The organism is Massilia sp. CMS3.1 (assembly GCF_051262535.1).
Classification (GTDB): domain Bacteria; phylum Pseudomonadota; class Gammaproteobacteria; order Burkholderiales; family Burkholderiaceae_D; genus Telluria.
Genome location: NZ_JBIMES010000004.1, coordinates 354,843 through 373,538, shown reverse-complemented (window position 1 = coordinate 373,538; position 18,696 = coordinate 354,843). Strand labels below are relative to the sequence as shown.

16 protein-coding genes and 1 other RNA gene are annotated in these 18,696 nt (G+C 64.4%); 15 read left to right on the top strand and 2 right to left on the bottom strand.

Annotation, left to right across the window (positions count from 1 at the left end):
* Positions 1 to 116 precede the first annotated feature (116 nt).
* Together rnpB and glpK are read left to right on the top strand one after the other, a co-directional pair.
* An RNA gene (rnpB, locus tag ACHAC9_RS09385) (RNase P RNA component class A) lies at positions 117 to 461 on the top strand.
* 26 nt (positions 462 to 487) lie between these two features.
* Positions 488 to 1,975 carry a glycerol kinase GlpK gene (glpK, locus tag ACHAC9_RS09380; RefSeq protein ID WP_435759403.1) on the top strand — a complete coding sequence of 496 codons (1,488 nt, stop codon included), beginning with the start codon at positions 488 to 490 and terminating at the stop codon, positions 1,973 to 1,975.
* Between the two features lie 82 nt (positions 1,976 to 2,057).
* On the opposite strand, the gene ACHAC9_RS09375 is transcribed toward glpK, so the two are convergent.
* Positions 2,058 to 2,759, bottom strand: coding sequence for a fumarylacetoacetate hydrolase family protein (locus tag ACHAC9_RS09375; RefSeq protein ID WP_435759400.1), 702 nt, complete (start codon positions 2,757 to 2,759; stop codon positions 2,058 to 2,060).
* Between the two features lie 54 nt (positions 2,760 to 2,813).
* Positions 2,814 to 3,770: an AAA family ATPase gene (locus ACHAC9_RS09370; RefSeq protein ID WP_435759476.1), complete on the bottom strand. Its 957-nt coding sequence runs from the start codon at positions 3,768 to 3,770 to the stop codon at positions 2,814 to 2,816.
* Between the two features lie 408 nt (positions 3,771 to 4,178).
* On the opposite strand from ACHAC9_RS09370, the gene mraZ reads away from it, so the two are divergent.
* Genes mraZ through ACHAC9_RS09305 form a run of 13 tightly spaced genes read left to right on the top strand, consistent with a single transcriptional unit; the run spans position 4,179 to position 18,692 of the window.
* On the top strand, positions 4,179 to 4,607 hold the full coding sequence (gene mraZ, locus ACHAC9_RS09365; RefSeq protein WP_435759398.1) for a division/cell wall cluster transcriptional repressor MraZ: 429 nt from the start codon (positions 4,179 to 4,181) through the stop codon (positions 4,605 to 4,607).
* A gap of 7 nt (positions 4,608 to 4,614) precedes the next feature.
* Positions 4,615 to 5,580 (top strand): 16S rRNA (cytosine(1402)-N(4))-methyltransferase RsmH, encoded by a 966-nt coding sequence (gene rsmH / locus ACHAC9_RS09360; protein WP_435759396.1) that lies wholly within the window; start codon positions 4,615 to 4,617, stop codon positions 5,578 to 5,580.
* Complete coding sequence (gene ftsL, locus ACHAC9_RS09355; RefSeq protein WP_435759394.1) at positions 5,577 to 5,852, top strand: cell division protein FtsL; 276 nt, start codon at positions 5,577 to 5,579, stop codon at positions 5,850 to 5,852. Before rsmH ends, ftsL begins: the two co-directional genes overlap by 4 nt.
* Positions 5,849 to 7,624, top strand: a complete 1,776-nt coding sequence (locus tag ACHAC9_RS09350) for a peptidoglycan D,D-transpeptidase FtsI family protein (protein ID WP_435759392.1) — start codon at positions 5,849 to 5,851, stop codon at positions 7,622 to 7,624. The genes ftsL and ACHAC9_RS09350 overlap by 4 nt, the downstream gene beginning before the upstream one ends.
* Positions 7,624 to 9,159, top strand: a complete 1,536-nt coding sequence (locus tag ACHAC9_RS09345) for a UDP-N-acetylmuramoyl-L-alanyl-D-glutamate--2,6-diaminopimelate ligase (RefSeq protein ID WP_435759389.1) — start codon at positions 7,624 to 7,626, stop codon at positions 9,157 to 9,159. Before ACHAC9_RS09350 ends, ACHAC9_RS09345 begins: the two co-directional genes overlap by 1 nt.
* Before the next feature lies 1 nt (position 9,160).
* The gene (locus ACHAC9_RS09340; RefSeq protein WP_435759387.1) at positions 9,161 to 10,531 is read left to right on the top strand and encodes a UDP-N-acetylmuramoyl-tripeptide--D-alanyl-D-alanine ligase; all 1,371 of its coding nucleotides are present in this window, start codon (positions 9,161 to 9,163) and stop codon (positions 10,529 to 10,531) included.
* Positions 10,532 to 11,701, top strand: a complete 1,170-nt coding sequence (gene mraY / locus ACHAC9_RS09335; RefSeq protein ID WP_435759385.1) for a phospho-N-acetylmuramoyl-pentapeptide-transferase — start codon at positions 10,532 to 10,534, stop codon at positions 11,699 to 11,701.
* Positions 11,701 to 13,197: a UDP-N-acetylmuramoyl-L-alanine--D-glutamate ligase gene (gene murD / locus ACHAC9_RS09330; RefSeq protein WP_435759383.1), complete on the top strand. Its 1,497-nt coding sequence runs from the start codon at positions 11,701 to 11,703 to the stop codon at positions 13,195 to 13,197. Before mraY ends, murD begins: the two co-directional genes overlap by 1 nt.
* Positions 13,197 to 14,414: a putative lipid II flippase FtsW gene (gene ftsW, locus ACHAC9_RS09325; RefSeq protein WP_435759381.1), complete on the top strand. Its 1,218-nt coding sequence runs from the start codon at positions 13,197 to 13,199 to the stop codon at positions 14,412 to 14,414. The genes murD and ftsW overlap by 1 nt, the downstream gene beginning before the upstream one ends.
* Positions 14,411 to 15,502 carry an undecaprenyldiphospho-muramoylpentapeptide beta-N-acetylglucosaminyltransferase gene (murG, locus tag ACHAC9_RS09320; RefSeq protein ID WP_435759379.1) on the top strand — a complete coding sequence of 364 codons (1,092 nt, stop codon included), beginning with the start codon at positions 14,411 to 14,413 and terminating at the stop codon, positions 15,500 to 15,502. The genes ftsW and murG overlap by 4 nt, the downstream gene beginning before the upstream one ends.
* A 2-nt stretch (positions 15,503 to 15,504) precedes the next feature.
* The gene (gene murC / locus ACHAC9_RS09315) at positions 15,505 to 16,911 is read left to right on the top strand and encodes a UDP-N-acetylmuramate--L-alanine ligase (protein WP_435759377.1); all 1,407 of its coding nucleotides are present in this window, start codon (positions 15,505 to 15,507) and stop codon (positions 16,909 to 16,911) included.
* Positions 16,908 to 17,864 carry a D-alanine--D-alanine ligase gene (locus ACHAC9_RS09310; RefSeq protein ID WP_435759375.1) on the top strand — a complete coding sequence of 319 codons (957 nt, stop codon included), beginning with the start codon at positions 16,908 to 16,910 and terminating at the stop codon, positions 17,862 to 17,864. The genes murC and ACHAC9_RS09310 overlap by 4 nt, the downstream gene beginning before the upstream one ends.
* Before the next feature lie 3 nt (positions 17,865 to 17,867).
* Positions 17,868 to 18,692, top strand: a complete 825-nt coding sequence (locus ACHAC9_RS09305) for a cell division protein FtsQ/DivIB (RefSeq protein WP_435759373.1) — start codon at positions 17,868 to 17,870, stop codon at positions 18,690 to 18,692.
* The last annotated feature ends 4 nt before the right edge of the window (positions 18,693 to 18,696 follow it).

The following is an 18,696-nucleotide window of genomic DNA, read 5'->3' as shown; positions in this document are numbered from 1 at the left end:
GGCCGCGCCGGGCATCGTGGCATTCTATGCAATCGATGGCGGCCGGGCTTTTCAAATGGCGACACCAAATTTCAGAAATCTCGTTTGTTACCCCTATCGGTTACAATGCTCACCGTGAAGCAGGCCAGACAGCCGCTGGCTGGCACTCTCAAGGTGCTGGCGGGAGGAAGGTCCGGACTCCATAGAGCAGGGTGACGGTTAACGGCCGTCCGCTGAAAGCTTACTCGGCGCAAGCCGAGGGGGTATAAGGCGAGGAACAGGGCCACAGAGACGAGCGTATTAAGTTACGGTGAAACGCGGTAACCTCCACTCGGAGCAATTCCAAATAGGCACGCGTTGATGTTGCTCGCGGAGCGTGCGGGTAGGAAGCTTGAGCGCCGGAGTAATTCGGCGCCTAGAGGAATGGCTGTCATAACGGGCAACCGTCGTAACAGAATCCGGCCTATCGGCCTGCTTTACACTGAATATAAAAACAGCAGGGGGACCCGTGCCTCGATACATCCTTGCTCTCGACCAGGGAACGACCAGTTCCCGCGCCATCCTGTTCGATCGCCAGGGGCAGGTCTTCGCCTGCGCCCAGCAGGAATTTCCCCAGCACTTCCCGCAACCCGGATGGGTCGAGCACGACGCAATCGACATCTGGAACAGCCAGCTCGCCTGCGCACGGCAGGTGTTATCCGATAGCCGTGTTCCCGCCTCCGACATCGCCGCCATCGGCATCGCGAACCAGAGAGAGACGACGGTCGTCTGGGACCGCGCCACGGGCGAACCGATCGCGCGCGCCATCGTCTGGCAGGACCGACGCACGGCCGGCGCCTGCGACCGCCTGCGCGAAGCGGGCCATGCGCGCCAGATCAGCCGCAGCACCGGGCTCGAACTGGACGCTTATTTTTCCGCCACCAAACTGCAATGGCTGCTGGAAAACGTGCCGGGCGCGCGCGAACGGGCAGGGCGCGGCGAGCTGTGCTTCGGCACGGTCGACAGCTGGCTCGCCTATCGACTGTGCGGACGGCATGTCACGGATGTGAGCAACGCCTCGCGCACGATGCTCTACAACATCCACACGATGCGCTGGGATCCGTTTCTGCTCGACCTGTTCGGCGTGCCCGAGGCGATGCTGCCGGAAGTGGTGCGCAGTTCGGGCCAGGTCGGCAGGGCGCATGCCGAATGGTTCGGCGCGCCGATTCCCTTATCCGGTATCGCCGGCGACCAGCAGGCCGCCACGTTCGGGCAAGCCTGCTACGACAAGGGGATGGTCAAGAATACCTACGGCACCGGCTGCTTCATGCTGATGCATTCGGGTTACGTGCCGCCGGTCTCGCGCAACCGCCTGCTCGCCACCATCGGCTGGAAGGTCGACGGCCGCACCGACTACATGCTCGAGGGCAGCGTGTTCATGGGCGGGGCGACCGTCCAATGGCTGCGTGACGGCCTCGGCATCATCAAGGAGTCGAGCGATGTCGAAGCGCTGGCGACGTCGGTGCCCGACAGCGGCGGGGTGATGCTGGTGCCGGCCTTTGTCGGCCTGGGCGCGCCGCACTGGGACCCGTATGCACGCGGCACGATCGTCGGCATGACGCGCGGGACGACCAAGGCGCACATCGCGCGCGCGGCCGTCGAGGCGATCGCCTACCAGAGCGCCGAGCTGCTGGCGGCGATGCAGAAGGATGCCGCCTGCCCGGTGATGGAAGTGCGCGCCGACGGTGGCGCCTCGCGCAACGATTTACTCATGCAGTTCCAGGCCGATTTGCTGGGCGTGCCGGTGGTGCGCCCGGCCGTCACCGAGACGACGGCGCTGGGCGCGGCCTACCTGGCTGGCCTGGCGCAAGGCTTCTGGAGCTCGCGCGAAGAAATCGGCGCCCTGTGGCGCGCCGAGCGCCGCTTCGAGCCCGACATGCCGGCCGAGCGCCGCGCCGAACTGCGCACGCGCTGGGCACGGGCTGTCGAGCATGCCAAGGGCTGGGTCGAACACTGATGGTTTTTCAGTAAGAAGCCCGGCTCGGCACGCGCAGCACCCGCATCAGCCTGGCGGCACTACGCGCCGCACGCCAGGGGTATCAGGCCTTCTCGACGATCTCGAGGTCGAATTCGTCCACGCCCGCCACCTCGCCGTGCACCCGGTCGCCCGGCTGCAAGGCGCCCACGCCGCCCGGCGTGCCGGTGAAGATCAAGTCGCCCGGCGCCAGCGTCACCAGGCGCGACAGGTGGCTGATGATGTCGGCGATCGGCCAGATCATCTCGTTCAGGGCGCCGTTCTGGCGCACTTCGCCATTGACCAGAATCCGGATGCAGGCATCCTCGGATGGATGGCCGAAGGCACTCACCGGACGCAGCGGCGTGCAGGGCGCCGAGGCGTCGAAACCCTTGGCCATATCCCACGGCCGGCCGGCTTCTTTTGCTGCTGCCTGCAAGTCGCGCCGCGTCAGGTCGATGCCCACGCCATAGCCCCACACCTTGGCCAGTGCCTCGTCCGCCGGAATGTCGGCGCCGCCCGAGCGTAGTGCCACGACCAGCTCGATCTCGTGGTGCAGGTCGTTCGTCGCCGGCGGGTAGGGCAGCGCGCCCCCGGCCGGGACCACGGCGTCGGCCGGCTTGGTGAAGAAGAAGGGTGGCTCGCGGTCCGGGTCGCTGCCCATTTCGCGTGCGTGGGTCGCATAATTGCGGCCGACGCAGAAGACGCGGCGGATCGGGAAGCGGACACTGCTGCCGAAAACGGCAAGCGAGGGGGTGGCGGGCGGTGTAAAAGCGAATTCGCTCATGAGGCTCTCTGGTTGACGATATGACCTCATTCTAGCGCGAACCCGGCGCGTTTTTCAGAAGCCGATCCGCCCCCGCCCCGGCAGCGCGCGCAGGCGCACATCGCCTGCTGTGACATGGGCGCGTCCATCGGCCAGCGCATAGCCCAGGCTGTCGAGCAGGGTCTTGCGCAGGTCGCGCGGTGCCACTGGCGCCAGCCTGTCGAGGACAGGATCAGCCAGGCGCGCATCGAAACCGGACAGATTCAGTTCCACCAGTAGCGCCGCATACATGCGCTGGGCGATTCCCGCCGCCTGTTCGGGCGTAGGTGCCGGCACTTCATACACCGCCATCCGGTTCAGCAGGGGCGCCGGGATGCCTGCGGTCGAATTGGCCGTCAGTACCCAGAAGATCTGGCTGGCGTCGATCTCGACATCGATGAATTCATCGCGGAACGCGCGCGAGGTTTCCGGTTCCAGCAGCTGGTAGAGCGCGGCCAGCGGATCGGACTGCGAGGAGCCCGTCGCCTTTTCGACTTCGTCGAGCACGACGAGGGGATTGGCGTACTGGCCGCGCACCAGGCGCTCGGCAACCTTGCCGCACTTGGCGCCGCGCCAGCTGGCCGAGCTGCCGGTGATGACGAAGCCGGCCGACAGGGCGTTCATGCTGATCAGCTCGCAGTCGGTGCCCATCGCGCGCGCCAGGCGCTTGGCGAAATGGGTCTTGCCGACACCCGGCCCGCCCAGCAGCAGGATCGGCATCACATTGAATCCCTTGTTGCCGGCATGGGCGAGACGCAGGTAGCGCGCCAGGTCGTCGAGCACGGTATCGAAATTCGGACATTCGTCGAACAGCGGGGAGAGGGCGTCGATCGATGAAGGAGTGGTCACGAAACGCTCGGGCCCGGTGGCGAGCATGCGTTCGTAGAATGCATCGAGCTCCGGCGAGCGCCCGCGGCTGCGCTCGAGGGCGTCCTGCACCTCGAGCAGGTCATACACGGCACGGGTTCGGGCCAGCGTCAGACTCACGATCATCTCCTTGCGGGCGATGAGAAATCCTAACCCGTCGCGCATGAATTCGCAATTTTCCGCTGTGCAGTGCGGGTGTGTTCCGTCAGGTAGGACGCAGCGGTCAAATGGGAATAAATTTTCCAAATTGCAACGATGTCCCGGGTCTGTCCAGATGAGGTAAGACTTTCACACTCGGAGCTAAGTGCTTAATTTTCCTTGAGATTTTGGTTTGACACTACTTCAGCGTTGCGCGCTAAGTCCTTCATTTCATTAGAAAAATTCAGGTTTTTCCTACTGGAATTCGCTTGACCAGTAACAACGCTTCCTCTAAAGTGGGAAACGGTGTGAAAAAGTGCAGTTTTGTGGGAGAAGTTCAGTTCTCCCGGCGCCTAAAACAAGTCAACTGATAACTCTCCAAAGCTAGGTATCTACGTGTTTCAAGGCGCGTCTGCGATCAATCTCGATGCGAAAGGCCGGATGTCGATTCCGGCGAAGCATCGTGACGCCCTCGCGCTGCAATGCGAAGGCCGCCTCACGCTGACCCGCCACCCGCACGGCTGCCTGTTGTTCTTCCCCCGTCCCGTCTGGGAAACCCACCGCGACCAGATCGCCGCCTGGCCCATGTCGGCGCGCGCCTGGCAGCGTATTTTCCTTGGTAACGCCTGCGATGTCGAGATGGACAGCGCCGGGCGCGTCCTCATCTCGCCCGAACTGCGCGCCGCCGTCGGCCTGGAAAAGGAAGTGATGATGCTCGGCATGGGCAGCCACTTCGAAATCTGGGACGCCGCCAAGCTGGCCGCCGATGAAGCATCCGCCGTTGCCGGCGGGATGCCCGATGGTCTTTCCAATTTCTCTTTCTGAGGCACGGATGACGATTGCCACTCCGATGCCTGAATTGCAGCATCGCACGGTGCTGCTTGACGAAGCGATAGATGCGCTCAACCTCGAAGAGGGTGAGCGCAAGAACGGCCTGTATATAGACGGCACCTTCGGGCGCGGTGGCCACAGCCGCCTGATCCTGTCGCGCCTGGGTCCGAATGGCCGCCTGGTCGCCTTCGACAAGGACCTGCAGGCGATTGCTACCGCGCAGCAGATCGCCGACCCACGATTTTCGATCGTCCACGACAGTTTCGCCACCATGGGCTCGGCACTTGCCGGGCAGGGCGTCACGCACGTGGACGGCATCCTGCTCGACCTGGGTATTTCCTCGCCCCAGGTCGACGACGCCACGCGGGGCTTCAGCTTCCGCAACGACGGCCCGCTCGACATGCGGATGGACACGACACGCGGACTCTCGGCCGCCGAATGGATTGCCACGGCGACCGAACAACAACTGGAAAAGGTGATACGGGATTATGGGGAAGAACGGTTTGCTTTTCAGGTTGCAAAGGCGATTGTTGCTCGCCGGGCAATCGAACCAATTTCAAGCACACGCCAGCTTGCCGCAATCGTGGCAGACGCGGTCAAGACTCGGGAAAAAGGCAAGGATCCGGCCACCCGCACCTTTCAAGCTATCCGGATTTTCGTCAATAAAGAGCTTGAGGACCTCGAGGCAGGGCTGACGGCTGCCTACGCCATGCTCGCGCCCGGCTCGCGCATGTCCGTGATCAGCTTCCACTCGCTCGAAGACCGCATGGTCAAGCAATTTTTCGCCAGCAAAGCCAAGGTGCCGCAGCCGGACCGCCGCCTGCCGATCCGCGCCGTCGACCTGCCGCAGCCGCTGATGAAGCTGATCGCCAAGATCAAGCCATCGGATGAGGAAATCGCAGGTAATCCGCGCGCCCGTTCGGCGGTGCTGCGCGTGGCCGAGCGCCTCGAGGATGTGGTGCGATGAGCAACAAGCTCAACATCGTGCTCGCTGCCGGCCTGATCGCCTGCGGCCTCACGCTCGTGAACGCGCGCTACCAGGCGCGCCACCTGTTCATCGAACTTGAACGCCTGCAGCAGAGCTCGCGCCAGCTCGACATCGACTGGGCCCAGCTGCAGCTGGACCAGTCCACGCTCGGCAAGAACGAACGCATCGAACAGATCGCCCGTACTGAACTGAACATGACGCCGCTGACCCCGGCCCGTACGCAGTACCTGACCACGGAGAACGCGCAATGAAGCGCGACAAGCCGTTTACCACCGGGCGCGTCGCCGCGGCCAAAGGCATGGCCTTCTCGAAAAGCCCGGTGCTGGCCGTGCGCCTGCCGGACTGGCGCTCGCGCGTCGTGCTGTTCGTGCTGTTCGCGGCCTTTGCCGCACTCGGCGCGCGCGCTATGTGGCTGCAGGCGATGTCGACCCAGTTCCTGCAAAAGCAGGGCAAGAGCCGCTACGAGCGCACGCTGGAGTTGCCCGCCACGCGCGGCAAGATCATGGACCGCAATGGCCAGGTGCTGGCGTCGTCCTTGCCGGTGAAGGCCGTCTGGGCGATTCCCGAAGACGTGCTGGCCTCGCCGCCGGAAAAGCTGACCGAACTGGCGCGCCTGCTCGAGATGCCGGAAGCGGAGATGCGCAAGAAGCTCGATTCGGACCGCACCTTCGTCTACCTGAAGCGCCAGGTCGAGATGGACGTCATCGCCAAGATCGACAAACTCAAGATTACGGGCCTCGATACGCGCAAGGAATACAAGCGCTTCTACCCGCAGGGCGAAGTCATGACCCATATGGTCGGTTTCACCAACGTCGAAGACGTGGGCCAGGAAGGCATGGAACTGGCCCAGCAGAAGTCGCTGGTCGGCGTGCCGGGCAGCCGCCGCGTGATCAAAGACCGCCTGGGCCGCATCGTCGAAGACCTGGGCTATTCGCGCGCGCCGCACGACGGCAAGGACCTGACGCTGTCTGTCGACAGCAAACTGCAGTACATCGCCTTCACCAGTATCAAGAATGCGGTCGAGAAGTTCAATGCCAAGGCCGGCGCCGCCGTGGTGCTGGATGTGCACACGGGCGAGGTGCTGGCGCTGGCCAACTACCCGACCTACAACCCGAACGACCGCAAGAAGCTCACCGGCGAACAGCTGCGCAACCGCGTCATCACCGACACCTACGAGCCGGGTTCGATCATCAAGCCGTTCACGGTGGCCCTGGGCCTGGAGAAAAAGATCATTACCCCGAACACGGTGTTCGATACCGGTTCCGGGCGCATCACGATTGGCGGGCGCACCATGCGCGACTCGCACCCGAAGCCGATGCTGACCACCAGCGGCATCGTCCAGAAGTCGTCGAACGTCGGCGTGATCAAGATCGCGCAGATGATCCCGCCGCAGGAAATGTGGGAGCTGTACACGAAACTCGGTTACGGCCAGGCCCCGCGCTTCGGCTTCCCGGGCCCGGCCGCCGGCCGCGTGCGTCCCTGGAAATCCTGGCGTCCCGTCGAATACGCGAACATGGCCTTCGGCCACGGCCTGTCGGTCTCGCTGCTGCAGATGGCGCGGTCGTACATGATCTTTGCCCGCAACGGCGACATGATCCCGCTCTCGTTCGTGAAACTGAACGAAGAGCCGCCCGGCCAGCAAATCATCTCCCCAAAAACGGCAGCCCAGGTACGCACCATGCTCGAATCGGTGGTCAGCCCGGAAGGCACGGCTTCGCGCGCCCAGGTGGCGGGTTACCGCGTCGGCGGCAAGACCGGCACCGCGCAAAAGGTCGTCGACGGGCGCTACTCGCAGACCAGCTATGTCGGCTCCTTTGTCGGCATCGCGCCGATGTCGAAACCGCGCTTCGTGATCGCCGTGATGATCGACGATCCGAAAGGCGCCGTCCACACCGGCGGCGGTGTCGCAGCGCCGACCTTCGCCGACCTGGCAGCGAGCGCGCTGCGGGCCGATAACATTCCGCCGGATTCGTCCGTCACCGACATCATCATTCCGGAAATCCCACTCGAGGAGAGCTTGTGATGGCAACAGGTTACCGCGACATCTGTAAGTGGGTAGTCGCCGCCGCACCAGGCGGCAAACTCGTTTCAGATTCGCGCCAGGTCGTACCCGGCGACGTCTTCTTCGCTTATCCGGGCGATGCCGGCGACGGCCGCCGCTTCATCAAGGCTGCAATCGAGGCCGGCGCCGCGGCCGTCGTGTTCGATCCGTGCGATTTCGACTGGGATGCCTCGCTCGCCGTGCCGCACCTGGCCGTGCCCGAGCTGAAACGCCAGGCCGGCACCATTGCGCATGCCGTTTTCGGCCAGCCCGATATCGACATGTTCACCGTCGGCGTGACCGGCACCAACGGAAAAACCTCGTGCGCCGTCTGGCTCGGCCAGGCGTTTGCGAAACTGGGCGAGACCGCCGCCGTCATCGGCACCCTCGGTGTCGCCATGTTCAAAGGCCGCAGCGAGCCCGAATACCAGGTCACCGGCTATACGACGCCCGACGCGGTGCTGCTGGCCAGCCGCCTGGCCGCTGTGCGCGAAGCGGGCGCCCGGACGCTGGCGATTGAAGTTTCGTCGATCGGGCTGGAACAGCAACGCACGGCCGGCATGCATTTCGACGTCGCCATCTTTACCAACCTGACGCGCGACCACCTCGACTACCACGGCGACATGGAAGCGTACGAAGCGGCCAAGATCAAGCTGTTCGAATGGCCGGGCTTGGCGACCGCCGTGGTGAATCTCGATGACGCCGCCGGCCAGCGCCTGGTCGCGCACCTGCGTGCGACCAGGCCTGCGCTCGCGATTACCGGCTACACCCTGAACGATGAAGCGGTCCAGCCGGCGATCGAGGGCGTGGCCATCCTGCGCGCATCGAACAAACGCAGCCGCCCGGCGGGCAGCGAATTCCAGCTCGAAGCGCCCCAGGGCAGCCTGCCGGTGAAAACCCGGCTGGTCGGCCACTTCAACATCAGCAACGCGCTGGCCGTGCTCGGCGCGCTGCTGGCGAAAGGCGTGGAGCTCAAACCTGCGGTCGATGCGATCGAAGCGCTGCTGCCGGCCCCGGGCCGCATGCAGCAGGTCGGCGGGCAGGATGCGCCGCTGGTCGTGATCGACTACGCCCACACGCCAGACGCGCTGGAGAAAACGCTCCTCGCGCTGCGTCAGGTAGCATGCGAGCGCGGCGGCCATCTGTGGTGCGTGTTCGGCTGCGGCGGCGACCGCGATCCGGGCAAGCGTCCGCAGATGGGCGCGATCGCACAAGCTGCCGACCAGGTCATCGTCACCAGCGACAATCCGCGCAGCGAAGAGCCGGGCGCGATCATCGCCCAGATCGTGGCGGGCATGAACGCTGAACACGGGAGTTCGCGCCACCAGGCGATCGAGGACCGCGCCACCGCGATCCTGGCCGCTGTGAAGCAAGCCGGCAAGCAGGACGTGATCCTGCTGGCCGGGAAGGGCCACGAGCCCTACCAGGAAATCAAGGGCAAGAAGCTGCCGTTTTCCGACGCCGACCACGCCGCGCTTGCCTTGAGCGCGCGGCTCACCATGATGAGGACTCACTAGAATGCGCGGTACGCTGGCCCAATTGACCGCCTCGATGCCCGGCTCGCAGCTCCTTGCCGACGCCAGTTTCGACAAGGTCTCGACCGACAGCCGCACGGCAAACGCCGGCGCGCTGTTCGTCGCATTGCGCGGCGAAATTTTTGATGCCCACGACTTCCTGCCGCAAGTGGCAGGCAATGGCGCGGCCGCGGTCGTCGCCGAACGCCTGCCGCAAGGCTGGACCCTGCCGGCGATCATCGTGCCCGATACGCTGACCGCGCTGGGACAGATTGCCAGTGGATGGCGCCGGCAGTACGCGATCCCGCTGATCGGCGTCACCGGCAGTAATGGCAAGACCACGGTCAAGGAAATGATCGCGGCGATTTTGGCAGAGGCCTTTGGTGAAGACGCACGCCTGGCCACGCAGGGAAACCTGAACAACGAGATCGGCGTCCCGCTGACGCTGATGCGACTCGAAGCATCGCACCGCGCGGCCGTGGTCGAACTGGGCATGAATCATCCGGGCGAGATCGCGCGTCTGGCGGCGATTGCCCAGCCAACGGTCGCGATGGTGAACAACGCCCAGCGCGAGCACCAGGAATTCATGCACACGGTGGAAGCGGTGGCGCTGGAAAACGGCGCCGTGCTCTCCTCCTTGGCGGCCGACGGCGTGGCCGTCTATCCCGGCGACGACACCTATACCGCGTTGTGGCAGGGTTTGTCACGCCACTGCCGCAGCATGACCTTCGGCTTGAGCGAGACCTGCGACGTGCGCGCGACGTATGTCGGCACGGGATTCGGTAACAATTTGAAAGTGACGGCACCGGGCGGCGCGTTTGACCTGAAACTGGCGGCAGCGGGCGAGCACAATGTGCGCAACGCGCTGGCCGCCGTTGCTTGCGCGCTGGCGGCCGGCATCGACCGGGACCTGATCGTGCGCGGGCTGGAAAGCTTCGCGCCGGTGGGCGGCCGCCTGCAGCAGAAGCGGGCCGCGAATGGCGCGCTCGTCATCGACGACACGTATAACGCGAACCCGGACTCGATGCGCGCCGCGATCGACGTGCTGGCGAGTTACCCGGCCCCACGCATCCTGGTGGTCGGCGATATGGGCGAAGTCGGCACGCAGGGACGCGAGTTCCACGAAGAGATTGGCGCGTATGCGCACAGCCGCGGCATCGAGACGGTGCTGGCGACGGGTGAGCTGTCGCGCTACCTGACCGCAAGCGGTGCAGTACATGTAGAGCAGTTTGACGATTTATTGGCAGCACTGGACGGGAAACTAGGCGGCAATTCTGATGCAACTGTGTTGGTGAAAGGCTCGCGCTTCATGAAGATGGAACGCGTCGTCAATCACCTGATCGGATCCACACACACTGGCAAGGATGCCCACTAAATGCTTCTCTGGCTTGCACAATACCTGCAGGACTACATCGGTCCGATGCGTGTCTTTAACTTCATTACCTTCCGCGCGGTGTTCGCCACGATCACCGCGACCGCGCTCGGCCTGTTCACGGGCCCCGCCGTCATTCGCAAACTGACGGAGATGAAGGTTGGACAGGCAGTGCGTACGCAGGGTCCGCAGACCCACCTGAAAAAACACGGCACCCCGACCATGGGCGGCGTGCTGATCCTGATTTCGATCGCCATTTCGACGCTCCTGTGGTGTGATTTGTCGAACCGCCTGATCTGGCCGGTGCTGGTCGTCACGCTCGGCTTCGGCGCCGTGGGCTGGGTCGACGATTACCGCAAGGTGGTCTACCAGGACCCGGAAGGCATGCGCTCGCGCGAAAAATACTTCTGGATGTCCTTGGTCGGCATCGCCGCCTCGCTCTACCTGGCGTTCTCGGTCTCGGCGTCGTCTCCTTGGGGCGTGGCCCAATTGTTCTGGGCCTGGGTGCAATCGGGCTTCTCGCTCGACCTGCCGCCGAAAGCCGACCTGATTGTTCCGTTCTTCAAGACCATCAGTTATCCGTTGGGCGTCTGGGGCTTCATCGCGCTGACCTATTGCGTGATCGTCGGCACTTCGAACGCGGTCAACTTCACCGACGGCCTCGATGGCCTGGCGATCATGCCGACCGTAATGGTCGGCGCCGCGCTCGGCCTGTTCGCTTATCTCACCGGTAACGCCACGTTTGCGAAATACCTGTTCATCCCGCATATCGAAGGCGCCGGCGAACTCCTGATCTTCTGCGGCGCGATGGCCGGTGCCGGCCTGGCCTTCCTCTGGTATAACGCACACCCCGCCCAGATGTTCATGGGCGACGTCGGCGCGCTGGCGCTCGGTGGGGCACTCGGCACCATCGCCGTCATCGTGCGCCAGGAAATCGTCCTGTTCATCATGGGCGGCGTGTTCGTGGCCGAAACGCTGTCGGTGATCATCCAGGTGGCATGGTTCAAGTACACCAAGAAGCGCTACGGTGTCGGTCGCCGCGTATTCCTGATGGCGCCCCTGCACCACCACTTCGAACAAAAAGGCTGGAAGGAGACCAAGGTCGTGGTCCGCTTCTGGATTATCACAATGGTCCTGGTCCTTGTCGGCCTGTCCACCCTGAAGCTGCGTTGATGAACTACGAAGGCAAACTCGCCCTGGTCCTGGGGCTCGGAGAATCCGGGCTCGCGATGGCGCAATGGTTGCGCCAATGCGGGGCGCGCGTGCGCGTGGCCGATACACGTTCCGAGCCGCAGCGCCTGGCCGCCTTGCGCGAGGCCGTGCCGAACGCTGAATTCGTCGGCGGCGAGTTCACGACGCAGCTCATCGACGGCGTCGATTTCGTGGCCGTCAGCCCGGGCCTGGCGCCGAATGGGGAACTGGCAAGCATCATGCCGGCCGCCTCGGAGCAGAACATCCCCGTCTGGGGCGAGATCGAGCTGTTCGCGCAAGCCCTGGCGGCGCTGAAGCACGAACGCGGCTATGCGCCGAAAGTCATCGCGATCACCGGCACCAATGGCAAGACCACCGTCACCAGCCTGACCGGCTTGCTGTGCCGCCGCGCCGGTCTCGAGACTCGCCTGGCCGGCAACATCAGCCCGGCCGCGCTCGACGTGCTGCGCGAAGCGCTTGCTGACGACAAGCTGCCGCAAGCCTGGGTGCTCGAACTCTCCAGCTTCCAGCTGCACACCACCTTCAGCCTGAACGCCGATGCCGCGACGGTACTGAACATTACGCAGGACCACCTCGACTGGCATGGCGACATGGCAGCGTATGCGCTTGATAAGGCGCGCATCTTCGGTCTTGACACGACCCGCGTGCTGAATCGCGACGATGCCATCGTCATGAGCATGGCCGCGCCCGGCGTGCCGCAGCTGACCTTTGGCACGGGCGAGCCGCAGGAAGCGAACAGCTTCGGTCTCGTCAACGAGCGCGGCGTGCTGTGGTTATCCACCGCCGTCGCCGGCGAAGCGAGCGAGAAAAAACTGAAAAAAGGCGAAGTCGCACCAGCCGTCGAGACGGCCGTGAGCCGCCTGATGCCGGCCGACGCCCTGAAAATCCGCGGCTTGCACAATGCCTCGAACGCGCTCGCTGCCCTGGCCCTGTGCCGCGCCGCCGGCCTGCCGCTCGCGCCGCTGCTGCATGGCCTGCGCGAATACGCGGGCGAGCCGCACCGCGTGGAACTGGTCGCCACCATCGACGGCGTCGATTACTACGACGACAGCAAGGGCACGAATGTCGGCGCCACCGTCGCAGCGCTCCAGGGTCTCGGAAAAGCGTTTACGGGCGAAGACCAGCAGATCCTCTTGATCGCGGGCGGCGACGGCAAGGGCCAGGACTTCACGCCGCTGGCCGAACCCGTGTCGCGTTATGTGCGTGCGGTGCTGCTGATCGGGAAAGATGCCCCGGCCGTCAAAGCCGCGATCGAGCCGTCCGGCGTGCCGTGCTTCGATCTCGATGATTTGCCGCAGGCCGTGCGCCGCGCAGCAGGTCTGGCACGCGTCGGCGACAGCGTGTTGCTGTCGCCTGCTTGCGCCAGCCTCGACATGTTCACCAACTACGCGCATCGCGCGCAGGTGTTCGTCGACGCGGTGCGCGAGATCGCGCTGGATAAGGGAGTGGAGCTCTGATGGCCCTCCAGCTTCCGTTCAAGTTCTCAAGCAAAAACAGCGAGGCCGGCATCGCCGAACGTTCGCGGCCGTCCAAAATGATGGACTACGACCAGCCGCTGGTCTGGGTCACCCTGATCCTGATGCTGTTCGGGATGGTGATGGTGTATTCGGCCTCGATCGCCCTGCCGGATTCGCCCAAGTTTGCCCACCTGCTGGGGCGCCACGAATACTTCCTGTACCGCCAGGCCGGCTTCATCGCGGTCTCGATCGCCGCCGCCTTCTTCGTCTTCCGCATCCCGGTGGCCGTGTTGCAGAAGCTGGCGCCGATGCTGTTCGTCGCTACCCTGGTGCTGCTGATGCTGGTCCTGATTCCCGGCATCGGCGTGTCGGTCAATGGTGCGCGCCGCTGGCTGTCATTAAAAGTGTTCAACCTGCAGCCGTCCGAGATGATGAAGATCGTCGCGGTACTGTACGCCGCCGATTTCACGGTGCGCAAGCAGCAGTACATGCACAAGCTGACCAAGGGCTTCATGCCGATGGCGTTTGCGATCGGCGTGGTCGGCATGCTGCTGCTGCTCGAACCCGACCTCGGCGCCTTTGGCGTGATCGTCTGCATCGCCATGGGCATCTTGTTCCTGGGCGGCTTCAACATGATCTGGTTCGGCGGCATCGGCGCCATCCTGGTCTGCATTTTCACCGCGATCATCGCGCTCTCGCCATTTCGCCGCGCGCGCATGTTCGCCTACCTCGACCCGTGGCAGGAAGACAATGCGCTGGACAAGGCGTACCAGTTAACCCATTCATTGATCGCGTTCGGGCGCGGCGAAATCGCCGGCGTCGGCCTCGGCAACAGCGTCGAGAAGCTGCACTACCTGCCGGAAGCGCATACCGACTTCATCATGGCCGTGATCGGCGAGGAGCTGGGCCTGATCGGCGTGCTGGTGACGCTGGCGATGTTCTACTGGCTGGTCAAGCGGGCCTTCGACATCGGCCGCCAGGCGATCGCGCTCGACCAGTTCTTCGCAGGCCTGACCGCGAAAGGCATCGGCATCTGGATCGGCGTGCAGACCTTCATCAACATGGGCGTGAACCTGGGCCTGCTGCCGACGAAAGGCCTGACCTTGCCCCTGATGAGCTATGGCGGCTCGGGCGTCGTCATCAACTGTATCGGCCTGGCGATCCTGCTGCGCATCGACTACGAAAATCGCGTCCAGATGCGGGGAGGGCGCGTATGAACAAGCCTGTGAAGAAGTTGATGATCATGGCGGCCGGCACCGGTGGCCATATCTTCCCCGGTGTGGCGATCGCACAGACCATGCGCGAGCGCGGCTGGAGCGTCACCTGGCTCGGCACGGCGCACGGCATGGAACGCGAGTTCGTGCCGCAGCACGGCATCGAGATGGACACCATCGATTTCGCCGGCCTGCGCGGCAAGGGCATCAAGCACACGATTACCGGTGCGTTCAAGATGGCGGCCTCGTTTGCTGCCTGCCTGCGTTATCTTCGTCAACGCAAACCCGACGTCGTGCTCGGGATGGGGGGTTACGTCACCGTGCCCGGCGGCCTGATGGCGCGCACGCGCGGCATTCCGCTGGCGCTGGTGAATGCCGACGCGGCCCTGCTGTTGTCGAACAAGACCTTGACGCCGCTTGCCAGCCGCGTGCTGTTCGGCTTCCCGGCCGACTTCGGCAATGCCGCAGGCAAGGCCGTCGTGACCGGCAACCCGGTGCGCCAGGCGATCCTGGACTTGCCCTTGCCCGCCGAGCGCTTCGCCGGCCGCAGCGGTCCCTTGCGCGTACTGGTCGTCGGCGGCAGTCTCGGCGCGAAGGTCTTGAACGACAGCGTGCCGGCGGCGCTCAGCCTGATCGACGCGAATGTGCGTCCGGTCGTGACCCACCAGTCGGGCAAGAAGAACATTGAAGCATTGCGCGCGGCCTACACGCAGGCGGGCGTGGAAGCGAATGTGGTCGATTTCATCGACGACATGGCCGGGGCGTATGCCCAGGCCGATCTCGTGATCTGCCGCGCCGGCGCGATCACCGTGTCGGAACTCACAGCGGCCGGCGTGGCCAGCGTGCTGGTACCGCTCGTGGCCAGCACGACGAGTCACCAGCGCGACAACGCGCGCTGGATGGCCGGACAAAAAGCGGCAATCCACCTGGCGCAGGGCGAACTGTCCGCGCAGCGGGTGGCCGAACTGCTGCAAGGGATGAGCCGCGCGAGCTGCCTGGCGATGGCGCAGGCGGCGCATGGCGTGGGCAAGCGCAATGCAAACAAGGAAATTGCGGACGTGCTGGAACAACTGGTGAAGAGTAAACAATAACAATGAAACACAAGATCAAACACATTCACTTCGTCGGTATCGGCGGCAGCGGCATGAGCGGCATCGCCGAGGTGCTGCTCAACCTCGGCTATAAAGTCTCGGGCTCGGACCTGGGCAGCAATGCGGCCAGCCAGCGCCTGAAGGATTTGGGCGCGCGCGTCTATCTCGGCCATGCGGCCGACAACATCGTCGGCGCCGATGCGGTGGTCACCTCGACCGCGGTGAATGAAGCCAATCCCGAAGTCATGGCCGCACGCAGCGCCCAGATTCCGGTGGTGCCGCGCGCGATCATGCTCGGCGAACTGATGCGCTTGAAACGCGGCATCGCGATTGCCGGCACCCACGGCAAGACCACGACGACCAGCCTGGTGGCGTCGGTACTGGCGCAGGGCGGGCTGGATCCGACCTTCGTCATCGGCGGCAAATTGAACAGCGCCGGCGCGAATGCGAAACTGGGCACCGGCGACTACATCGTGGCCGAAGCGGACGAGTCGGACGCCTCGTTCCTGAACCTGTCGCCGATGATCGAGGTGATCACGAACATCGACGCCGACCACATGGAAACCTACGAGCACGATTTCGAGAAGCTCAAGGGCGCGTTCGTCAACTTCACCCACCGCCTGCCGTTCTATGGCCGCGTGATGCTGTGCATCGACGACCGCCACGTGCGCTCGATCCTGCCGCAGGTGACCAAGCCGGTCACCACCTACGGCTTCTCGGAAGACGCGCAGGTACGCGCCCTGGATGCTTACGCGGACGGCGTGTACATGCACTTCACGGTGCGCCAGGAAGGCTATCCGGACACGAAATTCGTGCTGAACCAGCCAGGCATGCACAACGTACTGAATGCCTGCTCGGCCATTGCGATCGCACGCGAAATCGGCATCGACGATGCGGCGACCGCCCAGGGCTTGCTGGAATTCCGCGGCGTCGGTCGGCGCTTCACGCGCTGCGGCGAGGTGGCCCTGAAAGACGGCGGCAGTTTTACCCTGGTCGACGACTTCGGCCACCACCCGGTCGAGACCGAGGTGACGCTGGCCGCGGCGCGCGCCGCCTACCCGGGCCGGCGCCTGGTGCTGGCCTTCCAGCCGCACCGCTACAGCCGCACGCGCGACCTGTTCGAGGACTTCGTCAAGGTCCTCTCCGCACCCGACGTACTGCTGCTGGCGGAAGTGTATCCGGCCGGCGAAACGCCCATCGTCGCGGCCGATGGCCGGGCTCTCGCGCGCTCGCTGCGCGCCGGCGGCAAGATCGAGCCGATTTTCGTGGAAACGATCGCCGAGATGCCCGCCGCGATCCTCCAGGCAGTGAAAGACGGCGACGTCGTCCTGACCATGGGCGCGGGCTCGATCAGCGGCGTACCAGGTCGATTAACTGAGCAACTCACTTCTGAAAAGGTTTCATCGTGAGCGACACCATCACCAACTTCGGCAAGGTCGGCGTGCTGTACGGCGGCCGTTCCGCCGAGCGCGACGTCTCCATCATGTCCGGCACCGGCGTGCTGCAGGCTCTGAAGAGCCGCGGTATCGACGCCCACGGTTTCGATCCGGCCGAACGCTCGCTGGCCGACCTGGCGGCTGAACAATTCGACTGCGTCTTCATCGCGCTGCACGGCCGCTACGGCGAAGACGGCAGCCTGCAGGGCGCGCTCGAGCAGCTCGGCATTCCCTACACCGGCAGCGGCGTGATGGCCTCGTCGGTCGGCATGGACAAGATCACGACCAAGATCATCTGGCTCTCGAAAGCCATCCCGACCCCGCGCTACGCCACCGTCGCCCCAGGCGACGACCTCGACGCGATCGTGGCCGAACTTGGCCTGCCGCTGATCGTCAAGCCGCCGCTCGAAGGCTCGACCATCGGCATCACGAAAGTAAACGAGGCCGAACAGTTCGAAGCTGCCGTGGCCCTGGCCCTGGGTTTTGACGAGACCGTGCTGGCCGAGGAATTCGTCACCGGCCGCGAGTTCACGGTCGCCGTGCTCGGCTCGGGCAAGCATGCGCGTGCGCTGCCGATCGTCGAGATCGTCGCCCCCGAAGGCAACTACGACTACCAGAACAAGTATTTTACGGACGACACCAAGTACCACTGCCCGGCAGACCTGGACGCCGCCCTGACCGCGGAGATTCAGCAGCACGCGGTCGACGCTTACCGTGCGCTCGGCTGCGAAGGCTGGGGCCGGATCGACGTGCTGGTGCGCGAGAGCGACATGCGGCCGTTCTTATTGGAAGTAAATACTTCGCCGGGCATGACGAGTCACTCGCTGGTGCCGATGGCGGCCCGCGCGGAAGGGATCAGCTATGAAGACCTGTGCATCGAGATCCTGCGCTCTGCGCGCTGCAAGATGGTGAAGGCACAAGGCTGAACCATGTGGCATGACGCGCGCGCCCTCAACGCTACTGCCAGCACAATGCTGGCAGCGACGCTGCTCGCCGGTATTGCATCGGGGGTGTGGTGGCTGTCGCAGCGGCCGATGTTTACGCTGCGCGAAGTGCGGGTCGAGAGCATCTACCGCATCGACCTGAAGCACGTGAACGAACTGACGGTCCGGAACAGCGTCATCGGGAAAATTCGCGGCAACTTCTTCACGACCGACCTGGAGCAGGTTCGCTCGACCTTCGAGGCGGTGCCCTGGGTGCGCCGTGCAACGGTGCGCCGCGAATGGCCGCATGGCCTGATCGTGGAAGTCGAAGAGCACGAAGCGCTCGGTACCTGGGGCGAGGGACGCCTGCTGTCGGTGAAGGGCGATGTCTTTACCGCCAACCTCGCCGAGGCCGACGACGACCACGAGTTGCCAGCCTTCGTGGGCCCGGCCGGCAGCGAGAAGGATGTGTTGGCACGCTTTGCCGAACTGCGTTCCTGGTTCGCACCGGTGAAGTTGGTGCCGCAGCAGCTGGCGCTGTCCTCGCGTTATGCCTGGACCGTCAAGCTGGACAACGGCATGAGCGTTGAGCTCGGCCGCGAGCAGGACAAGAATTCCGTCAAGGCGCGCGTGCAGCGCCTGGTCGGGGTCTACCCGCAGCTGGTCGCCCGGCTGCAGGAAGGCCGCATCGATACGATCGACATGCGCTATCCGAATGGACTGGCGCTGTCTTCCGCGGCCTTGAGTGTGCCGGCGGATGCCACCAAGCCTGTGAAGGCCGCGGCGAAGAAGAAAAAACCTCCTACTAACAAGACAACAAAGAACATCTAAGCAG

Coding starts and splice junctions, on each gene's coding strand:
- ftsW (WP_435759381.1), top strand. CDS start 13,197: ATGGCCCTCCAGCTTCCGTTCAAGTTCTCAAGCAAAAACAGCGAGGCC.
- ACHAC9_RS09350 (WP_435759392.1), top strand. CDS start 5,849: ATGAAGCGCGACAAGCCGTTTACCACCGGGCGCGTCGCCGCGGCCAAA.
- ACHAC9_RS09340 (WP_435759387.1), top strand. CDS start 9,161: ATGCGCGGTACGCTGGCCCAATTGACCGCCTCGATGCCCGGCTCGCAG.
- murG (WP_435759379.1), top strand. CDS start 14,411: ATGAACAAGCCTGTGAAGAAGTTGATGATCATGGCGGCCGGCACCGGT.
- murD (WP_435759383.1), top strand. CDS start 11,701: ATGAACTACGAAGGCAAACTCGCCCTGGTCCTGGGGCTCGGAGAATCC.
- ACHAC9_RS09345 (WP_435759389.1), top strand. CDS start 7,624: ATGGCAACAGGTTACCGCGACATCTGTAAGTGGGTAGTCGCCGCCGCA.
- ACHAC9_RS09305 (WP_435759373.1), top strand. CDS start 17,868: ATGTGGCATGACGCGCGCGCCCTCAACGCTACTGCCAGCACAATGCTG.
- ftsL (WP_435759394.1), top strand. CDS start 5,577: ATGAGCAACAAGCTCAACATCGTGCTCGCTGCCGGCCTGATCGCCTGC.
- murC (WP_435759377.1), top strand. CDS start 15,505: ATGAAACACAAGATCAAACACATTCACTTCGTCGGTATCGGCGGCAGC.
- mraY (WP_435759385.1), top strand. CDS start 10,532: ATGCTTCTCTGGCTTGCACAATACCTGCAGGACTACATCGGTCCGATG.
- ACHAC9_RS09375 (WP_435759400.1), bottom strand. CDS start 2,759: ATGAGCGAATTCGCTTTTACACCGCCCGCCACCCCCTCGCTTGCCGTT.
- ACHAC9_RS09370 (WP_435759476.1), bottom strand. CDS start 3,770: ATGATCGTGAGTCTGACGCTGGCCCGAACCCGTGCCGTGTATGACCTG.
- rsmH (WP_435759396.1), top strand. CDS start 4,615: ATGACGATTGCCACTCCGATGCCTGAATTGCAGCATCGCACGGTGCTG.